The organism is Tenacibaculum sp. DPLXC6 (assembly GCF_056815515.1).
The window spans coordinates 2,740,902-2,756,994 of sequence record NZ_CP141806.1 but is presented as its reverse complement, the minus strand read 5'-3'; the positions used below and the strand labels follow the sequence as shown (position 1 = coordinate 2,756,994).

Here is a 16,093-nt window from a genome sequence, read left to right as displayed (position 1 = left end):
GTTTTTTGAAAGGTAACAACAATAAAAACGACTACTTGCTTACAATTTTGTAAATTTGTATAGATTCATTTTTTTTCATTCTATGAACATAAGACGAACAAAAGACATTCAAAATATTGAGCTTCCTTTTAAACTTAAAATAAGTTTTGAAAAAATAGTTGCTTTGTTTCAAAAATATGCTGCTAAAGAACAAGAAAAGCATCCATATCATGAATCATCTAAAAAGATAGTTCGAGAAGCAAACAAAGCTCCTGAATTAATTAATGGTTTTTCTGATGAATCTACATTAGAAAAGTATCAAGACACTATTGAGATGTTACTTGAACCATTATTCCCAGAATTATTATTAGAGAATGAAATTAAAGCGGTTAGTATTCCGTTTACTTTTACATCTTTTAAATTTACTAGTCGATTTGAAAAGATTTTACAAAATGCTGGAGATGACTACGAATTAAAAGTTCGTAATTTTGAAAGTGATTTAATGTATAAATACGCTTGTAGTATTATATTAACTGAGGTATACAACTACTCTATCAACGTAAAACGTCCTTTCTATTTTGATATTCCTGATAAAACAACCAATACTATAAAGAATTATCGTGCTGCTTTTAATGCTGACTTCATGGAGATTTCACCAACCGAAAACGCTCCAAAAATAACAGAAGAAGACATTAAGTTTTTACTCGATAATTTTGATGATATTGATGTTTGGAAAGAAAAATTCCCTCCTGACTCATATATTTTTAAAGGGTTTGGGATAATGAATTTATTTGATGTTACAACCGATGAAATTATTTCAGAAATAAGAACCAGTCTTATAAAAAAGGATGATGACTTAGTTACTACATTACAAGAAATTTTTCGCAGATTCTTTGAAATAAATGACTTATCATTAGGATTTTCTATTTTCGAAACAGATTCAAACAACTTTAACTCATCTCACATAAACAAAGAAGAAAGCCTTGTTTTAAACTATGAAAAAGATGTTTCTTGTGATTGTATTTTTTGTAATTATGTTTTAGAAAAGCTTTTTATAAATAACGAAACCCTTGCTATTTCTGATGTAGAAAAGTATGGTAAACAAACTGAGAACAAAAATTTTTACCAACGTTTAAAAGACAAAAACATAGGTAGTATTATTTTAGTTCCAATACAAGCATCCACTAAAAATAGTCTCGCTATTATTGAGTTTGCTTCACCAAGACCTTTTGAATTAAACTCAATCAACCAAAATAAATTACAAGATTTAATTCCGTTATTTAAAATTGCTGTTGATCGTTTTTCTGAAGAACATCAAAATATATTAGAAGCCACAATTCAAGAAAACTACACTTCTATTCACCCAACAGTAAAATGGCGTTTTTATGAGGCTGCTGAAAGATTTCATATAGAATCATATGAAACTAAAGAAAAGGTTAAAATTGAAGATATTGTTTTTCCTGACGTACACCCTTTGTATGGTCAATCAGATATTAAAGGGTCATCTATTGCCCGAAATAAAGCTATTAAAGAAGATTTAACCACTCAACTTTCTTTAGCTATTTCCGTATTATTGGAAGCCTGTAAAGTTGAAAGCCTTCCTATTTATAAAGAATTACGATTTAGAGTTGAAGAATATTTGTCAGAAGTAAAAAAAGGATTAAAAGCTGGCGATGAAATAGCTATTTTAGACTTCTTAAAACGTGAAATCTATCCTGTTTTTAATCATATAAAAACGGTTAATAAAGACTTAAGTTCCTTAGTCGAATCATATATTAGTCGTTTAGATCCTAACTTACAAGTAGTATACGAAAAACGTAAAGCTTATGAAGATAGTGTTACTTTGCTAAATGATAAATTGGCTTCTTTTATTGATACTAGACAAAAAGAAGCACAACAAATGTTTCCTCATTATTTTGAACGTTATAAAACAGATGGTGTTGAGTATAACATGTACATAGGACAGTCATTAACAAGAGAGAAAAAATATGACGACTTATACTTATACAACCTTAGGTTATGGCAGTTACAAGTAATGTGTGAAATGGAGAATGTAGCCTTAAAAGCAGCTGAAAAGATGGAGCATAAACTTAGAGTAGCTTCGTTAATTTTAGTACATAGTAATCCATTAGCAATAAAATTTAGAATGGATGAAAAACAGTTTGATGTTGATGGTGCATACAATATTCGTTACGAAATAATTAAAAAACGTATTGATAAAGCTCACATTAAAGGAACCGAAGAACGACTGACAGTTCCTGGTAAAATAGCAATTGTATACTCTCAAGAAAAAGATGCTGAGGAGTATTATAAATACATCAAATACTTACAATCTAAAAACCTATTGGGTAATGTAGAGAAGTTAGATATTGAAGATTTACAAGGCGTTTCAGGATTAAAAGCATTACGTGCAGAGGTTATCTACAATAAAAACTTTGATACTGAAAAAACAATGACTATTGACGAGCTCATCCAAGAGTTTAAATAGTTTTTATAATAACACAGAAACTACTTCTGCTACTTTTGATGCTTGTTCTTGTATATAAAATGCAATTGCAAAAGCTACTACACTTACTAAAATACCAATCATAAAAACGGTATACGTAATTCGTAGTAACTTATATTTTCTATTTAAAACTAACCCTAAGAAATATAAATCTTTGGTAAGAGAACCATACAAATAATCGCGGTCTTTCATCATTTCACTCATTGCCCAATCAAAATCAGGCAACTGCATTTGATGAAAATTTCCGAAGAATAATAAATTTACTTTTTTATTTGCCACATCTTCCTTGGTAAACTTCCCTTCGGTAACATTGGGTCTCGTTGCCAAAACTGATAACACTATTGATATTACTGTGAAAAACACAAAAATTATGGTAGGTGTTATTAAGTAATGATTTGACGGGTTATCTAACTTTGGAATTAACGTAGACAATGTCATCGAAATTATAATCGCGTTTACAGACAGTAAAATATTTGCTTTCGTATCTGCAATGTCACTTAGCGTTATATGATTACGAAGCGCTACACGAAACATAGTTTCAATTCCTCTCTCCGGTAATTCAATCTTATTTTTTTTGTATGCTAATTCTTCTTTTTTCTGTTTTAGTTTAGCTGCTTCTTGTACTTCTTTTTGTTTTCTCTTCAAAAGCTGAGCTATATTTTTACTCTTCTGTTTTTCCCATAATTTAGAAGCCTTACTAGTATAAAAACGATGCTTTGTTAAAAAATCAAGATTAGAATCATCCCATTCAACAGTTTTTATCTTTCTCTCACTTACTAATTCTCTCTCCTTTCGTAATAACTCGTTAAAATCGGTATAATTTTTACTTCCAACATGAGAACAATCAGCATCTCTCAACACTTTTTCTAATTTGGTCACAGGCTTAGCTCCCATTTTTGTTGAAGCTATTAATTTAGACACTTCATCAATAACACCTTCTTTAACCTCTTTATTTTTTAAGAAATCAGCAGCTATTTTTGTACTCTCCTCTTCATGGTTTTCAGGATTAACTGTATATCCAACATCATGAAACCATGCTGCTAAAGTTAAAACTTGTTGCTGTTCTTCTGAAAAGCCTTCCCCTTCTATTAACTCAAGTGATTTTTCAACTACTCGTTGCGTGTGAGCTATATTATGATATACAAAGTTTTTATCTAATTTCTCACTTAGTAAATCAATTACAAACTGCTCTGTTTCTTGTATCAAACTATTCATGAAAAAGGTTTTTGCTAAAATAATAAATTATTAACCAGTATTAATTTTTAATAAAGTGATAAAAAAGTGTATTTTTAAAAGAGTTTTTTCACACAAAATGACACACGAACTTAAAGAAATTATAAGACAAGCTACCATAAATCAACAACAAGGCTTACAGAATGTTTTAGCAACGGTTGTAGATTTAGACGGCTCTTCTTATAGAAAGCCAGGAGTTAGAATGTTACTTTCTTCTGACGGAAAAATAATTGGAGCTATTAGTGGAGGCTGTGTTGAAAAAGAAGTACAACGTAGAGCTCAATCGGTTTTTGAAAACAACAAACCTAAGGTAATAACCTATGATGGTCGTTATCGTTTAGGTTGTGAAGGAATATTATATGTTCTTTTAGAACCTTTTAATCTTTCAACTAAATTTATTGAAGCTTTCTCAGAAAATAATATTCAAAGAGCATCGTATAACATTACATCTTTCTTTCTAAAAGAAGATGAAGCATACGGGAATTTTGGTTCTATAATTCAATTTAACAACCAACAAAGATTTTCTTTCAACAAAGATTTTTATTCTGAAAAAACAGACCATTTAACTACTTTTAAACAAACCTTACAACCACTATTTCGCCTGCTTATTATTGGTGGAGAACATGATGCTGTAAAACTATGTATGCAAGCAACTCAATTAGGATGGGAAGTTGATGTAGTTACCTCTATAAAAGATCCAAAAGAGTTAGCCGACTTTCCTGGTGCTAAATCGGTGGTTTCACAAACTCCAGAAGTAATTCAGCTTTCACATGTAAATAACAATACTGCAGTTGTTATTATGAATCATAATTTTACATACGATTTACGTTGGTTGATTAAATTACAAGAGCAAGACCCTGTTTACATTGGTATTTTAGGCGCTGCTAAACGACGAGAAAAACTATTTAATGAACTATTTGAATTTTCACCCGATATTACTGATGATTTTTTAGAAAAAATTCATACACCAGCTGGTTTAAACATTGGAGCTGAAACTCCTGAAGAAATTGCGTTATCAATCTTAGCAGAAATATTATCTGTAATTCGTAACAAAGAAGTGTTTTCTCTAAAAAAGATTACTGGACGAATCCATAACTAGTGCGATGCAAAAAACAGCAATTCTCATATTAGCTGCTGGAAGTGCTTCTCGAATGGGAAAAATGAAACAATTACTTCCTTATAAAAGCACTACGTTACTAGAATGGGTTATTCAACAAGCTCAAAAATCAATAGTTAAAAATGTATTTTGTGTATTAGGAGCTAATAAGGATACTATTGAAAAACAACTTACTTCAAATACCATTAAAATCATTTACAATCCTAATTATGAAAGCGGATTAAGTACTAGCATCGTAACAGGAATTGATTTCTTACAAAAACATAACTTTGACAATGCCTTAATAATGCTAGCAGATCAACCTCATGTTACTTCTGAGTACTTGAACTCGTTGATTGAAGTTTCAAAAAAGAACCCTTCTAAAATAATTACCTCTAACTACCAAGGTAGTGTTGGAGTCCCTGCCATTTTTCCGAAAAAATATTTTAATGACTTGTTAAATCTAGAAGGTGATAAAGGAGCTAAGAATTTCCTATTACAACATAACAGTAATGTTCTTAAAATTAATTCCCATCAAAACTTACTAGACATTGATACTCCTGAAGACTATCAGCATTTACTAAAGCAATAATTTTAGCTCAAAAAGCCTTATTTTTACATAACCAAAAAACAAAACATGAACTTAACCAAGTTTTGCATGTATCTAACTATAGCTGTTATAGTTAGTGGTTGTGCATCTTATAAAGCTAAGTACGCAGATAAAACTTCTCCAAGAACAATTCAAACAAATAAAGAATTGGTACACTCCTTTTATTTAATTGGAGATGCTGGTAATGCCGAAATGGGACAGACCACACCTACTCTAAAATATTTCCAAGAAAAGTTAGCTAAAGCAACTAAAAATGCTACTACCTTATTTTTAGGAGACAATATATACCCATACGGAATACCTAGTAAGAAACACAAAGATAGAGCCCTAGCTGAACATCGCTTACAAACACAAATTGATGCTTTGCAAGACTTTAAAGGAAAAACAATTTTTATTCCTGGAAACCATGACTGGTACAATGGTGTTGATGGCTTAAAGCGTCAAGAAAAAATGGTAGAGAAAGCTTTAGGTAAAAATTCGTTTTTACCTGAAGGAGGTTGCGGACTAGATAAAGTAAAGATTAATGAAGACCTAACTTTAATTCTTATTGATAGCCGTTGGTTTATTATGGACTGGGATAAAGAGCCTAAAATGAACGATAATTGCGATATTAAAACTCGTGAACGTTTTATTCAAGAGCTATCTAGTTTGTTCAAAAAAAACAGGTATAAAAATGTTGTAGTTGCAGTGCATCATCCTTTATATAGCAATGGTCCTCATGGTGGAAGCTTTTCAGTAAAAGACCACATGAAACCAGCACCAATTTTAGGTACATTGAAAAATGCATTACGCTCTCATGCAGGGATTCAAACTGATATTTTTAATAAAAACTACAGCGATTTTATTAATCAAATACAAGCAGTCTCTGATGATTTCACAGACAATATTGTATTTGTTTCTGGTCACGACCACAACTTACAATACATAGAACAAGACGGATTTAAACAAGTAATTAGCGGTTCGGGCTCAAAACAATCGGCAGCCTTAATTGGTTATGGTGCACAATTTACTTACGGTAATCACGGGTATGCTAGATTGAATTATTACAAAGACGGTTCAGCTGTTATTGAATACTACGCTGCCAATACCAAAGACGGACATAAACTCTTGTTTAGTAAAGAAATTGTAAAACCAAAACAAACAAAAAACTATTCAAATTTTCCTGAATACGAAGAACACAAGAAGTTTATAGAAACCTCTATTTACCCTCCTGAAGCTACTGATATTAGTGGTTTTCATAAATTTATGTGGGGAGATTTAAATAGAGACAAATACGGAAAAACAGTAAAAGTTCCTGTATTGGAATTAGAAAATGTTTTTGGAGGCTTAACTCCTATTCGACGAGGAGGTGGTAATCAAACAAATTCGTTACGATTAGAAAACCCTGAAGGTAAACAGTACGTATTACGTTCAATGATAAAAGACGGAAGTCGTATTATGGGAGGTATTTTAAAAGGAACGTTTTTAGTTGATGTGGTTCAAGATATTTTTACAATGTCTCACCCATATGCTGCTTTTGTACTTCCTGATATGGCAGACGCTGTAAGTATTTATCACACCAATCCAAAGCTATATTACATGCCTAAACAACCTGCTTTAGGAAAACATAACGACATCTTTGGAGGGCAGTTATACCTATTAGAAGAACGACCTGCTGGAGACCGTAGTGAATTAGACAACTTCGGAAATTCAGATGATATAATTAGCACATTTGATGTCTTAGAGAAAATCAGGAAAAACGGTAAACATTCAATCGACCAAGAATGGGTAATTCGTTCGCGTTTGTTTGATATGGTAATTGGTGATTGGGATAGGCACGAGGACCAATGGCGTTGGGCTTCTTTTAAAACTGAAGATGGTAAAAAATATTACCGTCCAATTCCTAGAGATAGAGATCAACCTTTTTCTAAGTTTGATGGAGTTATGATTCCTCTATTTCAACAATTTGCGCCCTTAGTAAAGAACATGCAAACTTTTGATAACGATATCAAAAACATGAAGTGGTATAATAACTATGCTCGCTTCTTTGATGCTGCCTTTTTAAATCAATTAACACTTGATGATTGGAATAAACAAGCTGAATATATTCAACAATATTTAACCGATGAAGTAATTGAAAAATCAATTCAACAATTACCAAAGGCTATTTATGATATTGATGGAAAAGAAACCATTGCTAAAATTAAGGCTAGAAGGAATAAATTAAAAGAAATTGCTAAACGTTACTACACCAAACTAAATAAAGTTGTACATGTAGTTGGTACAGATAAAGATGATAAATTTATCATCAAACGTTTAAATGATGAGGAAACTAGTGTTGTTGTTTTTAGAAAAGAAAATGAAATCTACAACCGTGTTTTCAAAACAAAAGAAACTAAAGAAATACAGATTTATGGTTTAAATGGAGATGATGAGTTTTTAATTTCTGGTGATGTACATGATGGAATTTTATTGCGAATCATAGGTGGTCAAAATCACGATGTGTATACCGATAAATCATCCGTTGCTGGCTGGGGGAAGAAAACTAAAATCTACGATTTTAAATCAAAGAAAAATACCATAAATCCGAGTTCTGAAACTGCGGATTTACGTTCGGATAGTTATTTAAAAAACACCTACGACGCACACGACATCAATAACAATACAACTATTGTTTTTCCTAGCTTAGGAAGTAACCCAGACGATGGTTTCTTTTTTGGTGCTTCGGTAACATATACACAACAAGGATTCAAAAAACGTCCTTTTGCAAACCAACATACTTTAGCAGCAAACTACTACTCTGCAACTGGTGGATACGATTTAGAGTACAATGGTGAATTCACTGAACTAATTGGTAGCTGGAGCTTGCATGTACGTGCTAAAGCCACAAGTGATAATTATTCTTTTAACTTCTTTGGATGGGGTAACGAAAGTGTTTACGATCAAACTTTTGATTTAGATCACTATCGTGTTAAAAAAGAAGAAATAAGTTTTTCTCCTTCGTTATTAAAACGATTACGAGGTGGAAGCATTTTTAAAATTTCAGGAATTATTGAATCGATTGAAGTGGAAGATACTCCCAATCGATTTATCAATAATTTTGATAACCAGCCTACCGCTATTTTTGATACTAATTATTTTTGGGGTGGTGAGTTTAACTTTAATCACAACCGAGTAGACAATAGCAGTTTCCCTACCAAAGGTATGAATTTCGATTTAACTGTTGGAGCTAAAGCCAACTTAGAAGATTTCGACAGACGTTTTGGTTACATTAAGAGTTCTTTGGCTATGTATCAAAACCTAGTATTCAACCGTTCATTAGTTTTTGCTTCTGAAGTAGGGACTCAAATCAATGTAGGAAATCGTTTTGAAGTTTACCAAGCGGCTACTTTAGGTGGTGAACGTAGTTTACGTGGATTTAATAGAGAACGTTTTTCTGGAACTCAAAGTTTTTATCATAGTAACGATTTACGTTTGCGTTTTGGACGTATTCGTACAGGAATTATTCCTATGAAAATTGGTGTTACTGGCGGATTTGATTATGGTCGTGTATGGTCTCCGTATTCTCCAAATTCAAAGAAATGGCATACCAGTTATGGTGGTTCTTTATGGTTAAGCGGAATCGACTTGTTCACAGCTAATATTTCATACTTTAAAGGAAACTCACAAGAAGACAGAGTAGCTTTAAGTATTGGTTTTTCTTTTTAATTCTTAAAAAAATATGACACAACAAATTGTATTAATTACAGGCGCTTTATTTGGTATGTTCGCTGTAATATTTGGTGCTTTTGGAGCACATGCTTTAAAGAAAGTTTTAAATGAAGAGCAATTAAAATCATTTGAAACAGGTGTAAAATATCAAATGTACCACGCATTGGTTTTATTATTTGTTGGAGGTTATTTTGACGCTCCTAGTTCGGCAATATATTACGCTTTTGTAGTTGGAATTATACTTTTTTCCTTTAGTATTTATGGCTTGGTATTATCAGGTGCAAAAGGTAAAAAAATGAAGTTTTTAGGTCCTATTACTCCTTTAGGAGGTTTACTACTAATTGTTGGGTGGGCACTTTTAATATATAACATAAGCCAAACCATACACGGTTAATATGTATGGTTTAGCTAACATGGATAAACAAAAATCATATTGTTAGTCAACACCCTGAGCGTCGCTGATTATTCTATCTATAAATTCAGTTTTTATATATAATTGTCTTGCTAAATTGTAAAGTACATCAACTTCAGAAGCATCTATACTTCCATCAGCATAAGAAATAATAGATAAATCTCTTAGAATATTTAGTTTTTGCATTACAGAAATTACAATATCTAGCTCTTTGGCTAACGCTATAATTTCATCAATAATGTCTTGCTCTGTTAATCCTTTAATGGTTAACATACATTGAGCAAAAACCGATGGTGACACAACACTACTCAAAGCTTGTATTTCAGAATCATCCACAACACCATCTGCCTTTGAAATCATATAACCTCCTAAGAACATAAAGCGTTGAATTTTTTCTGAATGTTCAGTTTCATTTCCTAAGTCTTCTGGCTCCATCAACGACATAATTCGCTGTATTTCTAACTCCATCGCTTCCTCTGTTATTTCTCCATTAATTGCTGGATTAAATAACTCATATGTCTTACTCTTATTGAATAACTCTAACGCTTTAATACGAAGTGGACTGAATGGGTGACTACTGTACCAATCTGAAGGATCGTGCGTGTCGTCATTTAAAACTTCTTCTAAATCTGAAAACTGATTAATGTATTCGTTCAATTTAAAATCTAAAGAATTAGAAGTTACTCCCGATGATAATTTAAAGAATGTTCTTGCAGCTGCTTCAAAACTCTTACAACATAATAAACCTGCTCTATCGGCACTAATTTCTGCGTTACGATTCCATGCATATAACTTCATGGCATGAATTGGTGCTAAATCGTTAGCTCCTTCGTCTAAAATATGTTTTACAGGATAGTTAAAGTGCTCAAATAATACATGCCCAATTTCATGCCCAATAACAAAAGCTAATTCGTCTTTACTAAAACGCTCTAAAATTCCTGAAGTTAAAATAATGTATAATTTATCTTCATCTGGCGGATAACACGATGCATTAAATTTATCTTCTTGATACACGAAAAACTCAATATCTGCTTTTAGTTTCAATACCTCTTTACAATGGTTCCCAATTTCATGAAGTACAGGAGCTAACATTTTTGTTAATCGTAAACTTGATTTTAGCAAGTGTCTTCTCGACTTAAAAACGGGGTTGTTTTCTTTTATTCTTTCTAAAGTTTTTTGAATCAACTCATCTTCTTGAAACTTTAAAACATAATCTCGATCACCGTCATAAACCAAAGCATTTAAATCAATTTCTGCTCTAGAATTATCGTATACCTCTTGAATGTTTTCAGTAACATTTTTAAGGTTTAACTCGTTAATTTCTTCAATACGCTTTGTGTATTGTTCTGCTAATTCTTTTGCTATATTTTGAAAATGAACACTTGCTTGATGGATTAAATCGTTGTCACCATTTTGTTGAGCAAGATTCAAATCCTCCATCATTTTATTTTGCGCCTGATTTAACGCTTCTTGATGTTCTTTTTCTAATTCTGATAATGTGGTAGATTGGTACATACTTTTTTCTTTTTTAAGCTCCTACTGGAACTATTGAGTTAGACAGTTTTAGTAATCTTCCTTTTAGGTCAAAAATTCCTAAAATTTGATCCTCTCCTTTTTTAGCAACAATATTGTTTCCTGATACCTCAACCTCATATCCTTTTTGAACTAAATAGCAAAACAATGCGTGCTTGTGTTCAAAATCCATACGAGTTATTGTTTTTGAGAAGTGTGAACAGATTAAAGCCGGAATATTTATCTCTTTTTCATCCACTACATCAGTATATAGTAATACATATACAGTTAGCCCTTTAAAAGGTAATGGAGCATAACAACTTGCTTGGTTTACCCCTGTTGCTACAAATGAGAAATAATGACCAGGATCGTGTTCTGTTTCTATTTTTGATGATAGTAAATCTTCTATTCCATGACGTTCACCAAGAGCTTTCATTTGTAATGAAGCTTCTAAAAATTGTTCTGGAATACCACTTTGTTTATTTGCCCAAGCCCACAACCATGATTGTTCATTATGAGAGTAGGTTCCTAATACTTGCATTTTAAAGGTAAGATCACCATAAGTTACCGTTCCTTGATGCATATCACAATTCCATGGTAAGTCTTCAACAATATCAGCTAAGTTATCTTGCTTTTCAAAAGCTAAAGCTACATATTGATTGTGCAACTGAGGTAAACTTAATTTTATAGTGTTATCTACCTTTCCTCCTACAATGTTATTAGGGTTTTCTGTACTTTCAACACTAGCTTCGCTTCCTGCAAATTCTTCTAAATGCGTTTCTAAAAGATGTACAATTCTTTCCGTTTTTTCTTCCACTTTGTCAGCATTCATAATTGGGCTGTGATTAATGGTTAATACCCCATCTACAAAAGTGATTGCTCTTTCTAAATTATGCTCGTTGTTTTCATTAACAATCTTTACTTCTTTTAATCCATTTTTTAGCAACTCTCCCCCAATTTCATCAATGTTAACTGCTTTGATAGCTTCTATTAACGGTTGGAAATATATTTTTGGAAACGTATCATTGTAAAGGTGAGAAAACTTATCTTCTACCAATGTATCCCAAACTATGTTTAACGATACGTTAAATCCTGCTTTATTATTTATTTCCGCTTCTAATGCTGGAAATGATTCGTTTTTAAATGTTTGAACTGCTCTTTTTTCTTTAAGACCCATTTTTTAATAATTTTATTATTCTACAATACTTTTTCTATCTTTTCAATAAAAAGATTCTCTAATTCTTTTGGCAATACTTTAGTAATTTCAATACCAATTTTTAATACACTTCCTTCTCTAGTTACCTGTAATGTTCCTGTATTAGTAATAGCAACTGTTTCTATTTCTTTCCATGCTGCTAACCCCATTTCATCCTCTACTATTAACTGTTTTGCTTTTAATAAGCTTGCAATAACATCTTTACAATTTAATCGAGCGTTTACTTCTTGTAATGCTGATTTTTCAAATGATAAATTAATCGTTGCCTCTAACAAAGGTTCTTGCTCAAGAGTCCATCTTTTTAATTGTAAAACACTTATGGGATCTTCTCCTAATGGACGACTAATATTTCCTTTAGATAATGAAACTGCTATTTTTTTAGGATGCTTAATTCGTAAAACAGATACCTCTTGAAGATCGAAAAACAATACTTCTTGTTCTTCGGTTTTTATACACACAAATGTTTGATATTCTTCTTTGGTAATGTCTACTATAAAGCCTTCTACATAAAGTCCGTTTTTTAGTGATAAAGCAATTTTTAATTGCTTTTTTTCTCTAAACAAACCCTGAATTATAGCTGCTGGCGATTGCGCTTTAAATTGATTGATATAATCTGTTTCCATAGCAATTTTATTTTTTTGGTATGAAATTACTAGACTATAAATTGTTTTCTAATAAATCAACAAGTGCATCTGTTCTATCTTGAACTTTATCTGCATTTAAAATTGGACTATGATTTACTTGTAAAACCCCTTCTTCAAAGGTGTAAGCATGTGTTGGATTGTGATGATCGTCTCTATTGGTAATAACCACTTTTTTTAACGATTCTGTCAATGCTTCTTTCCCCATATCATCTGTAGTTATGGTAGAAAAGGCATCAATAAGTGGTTGGAAGTAAATTTTAGGATAACTGTCATCATATAAGTGTAAAAACTTATCTTCAAACATGGTTTCCCACTCTACATCAATTGTTACATCAAAACCTGCTGCGTCGTTTATTTGTTGTTTTAAAGCAGGATATTTTTCTTCTTGAAAAGTTTTTGTGAATCTTTTTTCTTTAAGTCCCATATGATTGTTTTTTAAGGTTACTTTCAATTATTTACCTCAAAATTACATGGAACTTTAGCGCTATTTTAATGAGTTTTATATGTGTTACTTCTTATTTTGTATTCGTATTAAAATTCTCTAAAAACTGTTTTAAATATGTTTTTTTTCTTGATGATAAAGGAACATTTTCGCCACTTGATAACTTAACTGTATTGGCACTTACTGAAGCTAAATATTTTATATTAATTAAGTGAGATTGATGTACTCTAGCAAAGGCATGTGTACTTAAAATATTTTCGTAATACTTTAAGTTTCTAGCACTCATTATTTTTTTATCTGTGGTATAAAAAAGCGTGTAACTTCCGTCTGATTGACAACGTACAATATCATCTACATGTAAAAAATGTTGCTCTTCGGTAGTTTTAATAAGCAATGTTTTTTGAGCCTCTTTTTTATCAAACTCATTTATTTTACTTAGTGCTTGCGTGTACTTTTTCTCTTTTTCAAAGTCCGCTCTAAAACGTTCTATGCAAGCATTTAATTCGTCAGAATCTATAGGTTTCAATAAATAATCTACCGTATCAAACTTAATGGCTTTTATTGCAAATTCATCATACGCTGTGGTAAATATCATTTTAAAGTTTATGGTTTCTAAGGCTTCTAATATTTGAAAAGCATTTCCTCCAATCAACTCAATATCTATAAACACCAAGTCTAAATTATTGTTGCTTAAAAAATCTATAGCTTCATCTACATTATCAATTTTAGCTACAATTTCTATATCTTTTTGCGTGTATTGCAACAGTTTTGTTAATGTGTTTAGCGCATTAAACTCATCTTCTATTATAGCAGCTTTTATCATTTTATAACTTTAATTTAAATACAACTTTTGTTCCTGATGGGTGTCCATCCTTATCGTGTAAATCTTCTATGGTAAAAGATTTTTCTTCTCCTTTATTTCTTATCTGTAGTCTTTCAATAAAAATATCGGTAGCGTGTAAATCTTTTGCTATTTTTTCTTGACTCTTTTTTTGCTTCCTTCCTACTCCATTATCTTCAATTTCAAAAAACAGTTCTTCACCTGTTTTTCGAATGTTTAAGTTCAATATTCCTCCTGATTTCTTTTCTTTTAAACCATATTCAATAGCATTTTCAACAAAAGGCTGCAACAACATAGGCGGTACTTTTACTTGTTTTGTATCACAGTTTTCAGAAATATTTATATGATAACTAAAACTATTATTGAAACGTAGCTGTTGTGTGTCTATGTAATTAGAAATCATAGCTAGTTCTTCTTCTAAGCTAATTTCTTCTTTTCGAACATAATCAAAATTTTGTCGAATAAGTTTTGAAAACTTAGCTATATAGTTTGATGATTTTACTGGGTTTCCTTCTAAAGTTATATTCTGAATCGCCGCTAAGGTGTTGAATATAAAATGCGGATTCATTTGAGCTCTTAGCAAACGTTGTTCTAATTTTGAAGCTTTATTAGCCGCTCTTAGCTTATTATTATATCCAAAAAACAATGCTATAATTAAAATAAGTACTAACGATACAATTACACTAATTCCTAACCACCAATTTTGTTTGTTTATTTCTTTTTGATGGGTTAATGCTATTTCTTTTTCTTTAATTTTATAGTTCACATTAGCAAAATGAAGAAGTTTTTGGTTTTGCTTTTTACTCTTAACCACTTCTATACTATCTCGTATAATTTGATGGTTTAATGCTTTTTGGTACTGCTTTTTAAGAATTGCTATTGATATTAGCTTATCTCTTATTTCTAGTTCTTCAGAAAGGTTGTTTTTACTTTTGTAAATTGACATGGCCTTGTTGTAATTTACCGCTGCCGAATCTAACTTATTAGTTACTAAAAAAAGGGTTCCTAAACCTTTGTATGGAGCTCCGTTAATTGTTTTAATTTTTTGGTTAAGTTTTACTGCACCTCGTAAAAACTTCTCTGCTTCTTCAAAACGTTTTGCTTCCAAATACGTGTATCCAATATTATTAAGAACACTTACGATAGTTTTTGGGTCTTTCGCTGACTCACCCAAGGCTAATGCTTCTGAAAACTGCTCTAAGGCTTTGTTATATTGCTTTAACATTAAGTAAACACCAGCAATATTACTTTTAATTGCTATAATTGAATTAGGATCATTTGGGTCGGTAAATAATTCTTCAGACCTTTTTATGTAAAACAATGCCTGTTCGTAATCTTTTAATATAAAATGAAGATTAAATAGTTGATTATTTGCCTTTGCTTGTAGTCGGGTGTTTTCTATTTTTTCGCCTATTTCTAAAGCCTCTAACGCATACTTTTGAGCATCTTCTAGCTCATTTAGCTTCATACAAGTAGCACTTAATGTTATTAAGCTCCTTCCTTTATTATAATCATCTTTAAGGTTTGTAAATAATTTATAGGTTTCTAAGTGTATGTTTTTTGCCTCTATTAACTTATCGTTCAGGTAAAAAAGTTCTCCTTTGCTAAACAACAATAAAGCCCTGTTTTTAGAATTTTGTTTCTTTTCTAATAAACTATCTATTTTTCTTAATCCTTCTTTTGGTTTTTGTTGAGAAATACTATCAACAGCTAATAAATATTCTTGTAAATCTTTATCTACATCATTTCTTTTACAGGCTGAAAAAACTAAAAGGGTACAGACGATATATAAAAAGTAGCTTCTTTTAAACAATGGCATTTTTTTGTAAGTAATTAGCCAACTAAAATAATTATATATTTTCATTTCACCTCCTTATCCACCACTTTAACAAAACGTTTATAAAATAATAGT

At 31.3% G+C, this 16,093-nt stretch carries 12 protein-coding genes; 5 read left to right on the top strand and 7 right to left on the bottom strand.

Translation table 11 applies throughout. The annotated features are described in order from the left end of the window. The first annotated feature begins 82 nt into the window (after positions 1 to 82). Positions 83 to 2,467 carry a GAF domain-containing protein gene (locus VCM48_RS12535; RefSeq protein ID WP_274640748.1) on the top strand — a complete coding sequence of 795 codons (2,385 nt, stop codon included), beginning with the start codon at positions 83 to 85 and terminating at the stop codon, positions 2,465 to 2,467. Positions 2,468 to 2,470: 3 nt separating this feature from the next. On the opposite strand, the gene VCM48_RS12530 is transcribed toward VCM48_RS12535, so the two are convergent. Beyond that, the gene (locus VCM48_RS12530; RefSeq protein WP_482270724.1) at positions 2,471 to 3,700 is read right to left on the bottom strand and encodes a Pycsar system effector family protein; all 1,230 of its coding nucleotides are present in this window, start codon (positions 3,698 to 3,700) and stop codon (positions 2,471 to 2,473) included. Between the two features lie 97 nt (positions 3,701 to 3,797). Between VCM48_RS12530 and VCM48_RS12525 the strand changes: the two genes are divergently transcribed. The 4 genes from VCM48_RS12525 (at position 3,798) to VCM48_RS12510 (ending at position 9,508) form a co-directional block, all read left to right on the top strand. Beyond that, positions 3,798 to 4,817: an XdhC family protein gene (locus VCM48_RS12525; RefSeq protein WP_482270723.1), complete on the top strand. Its 1,020-nt coding sequence runs from the start codon at positions 3,798 to 3,800 to the stop codon at positions 4,815 to 4,817. Positions 4,818 to 4,821: 4 nt separating this feature from the next. Further along, positions 4,822 to 5,406 (top strand): nucleotidyltransferase family protein, encoded by a 585-nt coding sequence (locus VCM48_RS12520; protein WP_482270722.1) that lies wholly within the window; start codon positions 4,822 to 4,824, stop codon positions 5,404 to 5,406. A gap of 66 nt (positions 5,407 to 5,472) precedes the next feature. Next, positions 5,473 to 9,111: a ShlB/FhaC/HecB family hemolysin secretion/activation protein gene (locus VCM48_RS12515; protein WP_482270721.1), complete on the top strand. Its 3,639-nt coding sequence runs from the start codon at positions 5,473 to 5,475 to the stop codon at positions 9,109 to 9,111. A 13-nt stretch (positions 9,112 to 9,124) separates the two neighbouring features. Next, the gene (locus VCM48_RS12510) at positions 9,125 to 9,508 is read left to right on the top strand and encodes a DUF423 domain-containing protein (protein ID WP_482270720.1); all 384 of its coding nucleotides are present in this window, start codon (positions 9,125 to 9,127) and stop codon (positions 9,506 to 9,508) included. Positions 9,509 to 9,550: 42 nt separating this feature from the next. On the opposite strand, the gene VCM48_RS12505 is transcribed toward VCM48_RS12510, so the two are convergent. The 6 genes from VCM48_RS12505 to VCM48_RS12480 all read right to left on the bottom strand — a co-directional run bounded on the left by VCM48_RS12505 (position 9,551) and on the right by VCM48_RS12480 (position 16,045). Continuing rightward, positions 9,551 to 11,041 carry a M48 family metalloprotease gene (locus VCM48_RS12505; RefSeq protein ID WP_482270719.1) on the bottom strand — a complete coding sequence of 497 codons (1,491 nt, stop codon included), beginning with the start codon at positions 11,039 to 11,041 and terminating at the stop codon, positions 9,551 to 9,553. 13 nt (positions 11,042 to 11,054) lie between these two features. After that, complete coding sequence (locus VCM48_RS12500; protein WP_482270718.1) at positions 11,055 to 12,215, bottom strand: DUF6882 domain-containing protein; 1,161 nt, start codon at positions 12,213 to 12,215, stop codon at positions 11,055 to 11,057. 20 nt (positions 12,216 to 12,235) lie between these two features. Continuing rightward, complete coding sequence (locus VCM48_RS12495) at positions 12,236 to 12,877, bottom strand: hypothetical protein (RefSeq protein WP_482270717.1); 642 nt, start codon at positions 12,875 to 12,877, stop codon at positions 12,236 to 12,238. Positions 12,878 to 12,911: 34 nt separating this feature from the next. Then, a complete protein-coding gene (locus VCM48_RS12490) occupies positions 12,912 to 13,322 on the bottom strand; it encodes a hypothetical protein (RefSeq protein WP_482270716.1) in 411 nt (136 codons plus the stop codon). Positions 13,323 to 13,413: 91 nt separating this feature from the next. Then, complete coding sequence (locus VCM48_RS12485) at positions 13,414 to 14,163, bottom strand: LytR/AlgR family response regulator transcription factor (RefSeq protein WP_120186253.1); 750 nt, start codon at positions 14,161 to 14,163, stop codon at positions 13,414 to 13,416. A 1-nt stretch (position 14,164) separates the two neighbouring features. After that, entirely contained in the window at positions 14,165 to 16,045 is a 1,881-nt protein-coding gene (locus tag VCM48_RS12480; protein ID WP_482270715.1) for a tetratricopeptide repeat-containing sensor histidine kinase, read from the bottom strand. Positions 16,046 to 16,093: the final 48 nt, after the last annotated feature.

Excerpts from the sequence above, each read along its gene's own strand:
- VCM48_RS12535 (WP_274640748.1), top strand. The coding sequence starts at position 83 with ATGAACATAAGACGAACAAAAGACATTCAAAATATTGAGCTTCCTTTT.
- VCM48_RS12530 (WP_482270724.1), bottom strand. The coding sequence starts at position 3,700 with ATGAATAGTTTGATACAAGAAACAGAGCAGTTTGTAATTGATTTACTA.
- VCM48_RS12525 (WP_482270723.1), top strand. The coding sequence starts at position 3,798 with ATGACACACGAACTTAAAGAAATTATAAGACAAGCTACCATAAATCAA.
- VCM48_RS12520 (WP_482270722.1), top strand. The coding sequence starts at position 4,822 with ATGCAAAAAACAGCAATTCTCATATTAGCTGCTGGAAGTGCTTCTCGA.
- VCM48_RS12515 (WP_482270721.1), top strand. The coding sequence starts at position 5,473 with ATGTATCTAACTATAGCTGTTATAGTTAGTGGTTGTGCATCTTATAAA.
- VCM48_RS12510 (WP_482270720.1), top strand. The coding sequence starts at position 9,125 with ATGACACAACAAATTGTATTAATTACAGGCGCTTTATTTGGTATGTTC.
- VCM48_RS12505 (WP_482270719.1), bottom strand. The coding sequence starts at position 11,041 with ATGTACCAATCTACCACATTATCAGAATTAGAAAAAGAACATCAAGAA.
- VCM48_RS12500 (WP_482270718.1), bottom strand. The coding sequence starts at position 12,215 with ATGGGTCTTAAAGAAAAAAGAGCAGTTCAAACATTTAAAAACGAATCA.
- VCM48_RS12495 (WP_482270717.1), bottom strand. The coding sequence starts at position 12,877 with ATGGAAACAGATTATATCAATCAATTTAAAGCGCAATCGCCAGCAGCT.
- VCM48_RS12490 (WP_482270716.1), bottom strand. The coding sequence starts at position 13,322 with ATGGGACTTAAAGAAAAAAGATTCACAAAAACTTTTCAAGAAGAAAAA.
- VCM48_RS12485 (WP_120186253.1), bottom strand. The coding sequence starts at position 14,163 with ATGATAAAAGCTGCTATAATAGAAGATGAGTTTAATGCGCTAAACACA.
- VCM48_RS12480 (WP_482270715.1), bottom strand. The coding sequence starts at position 16,045 with ATGAAAATATATAATTATTTTAGTTGGCTAATTACTTACAAAAAAATG.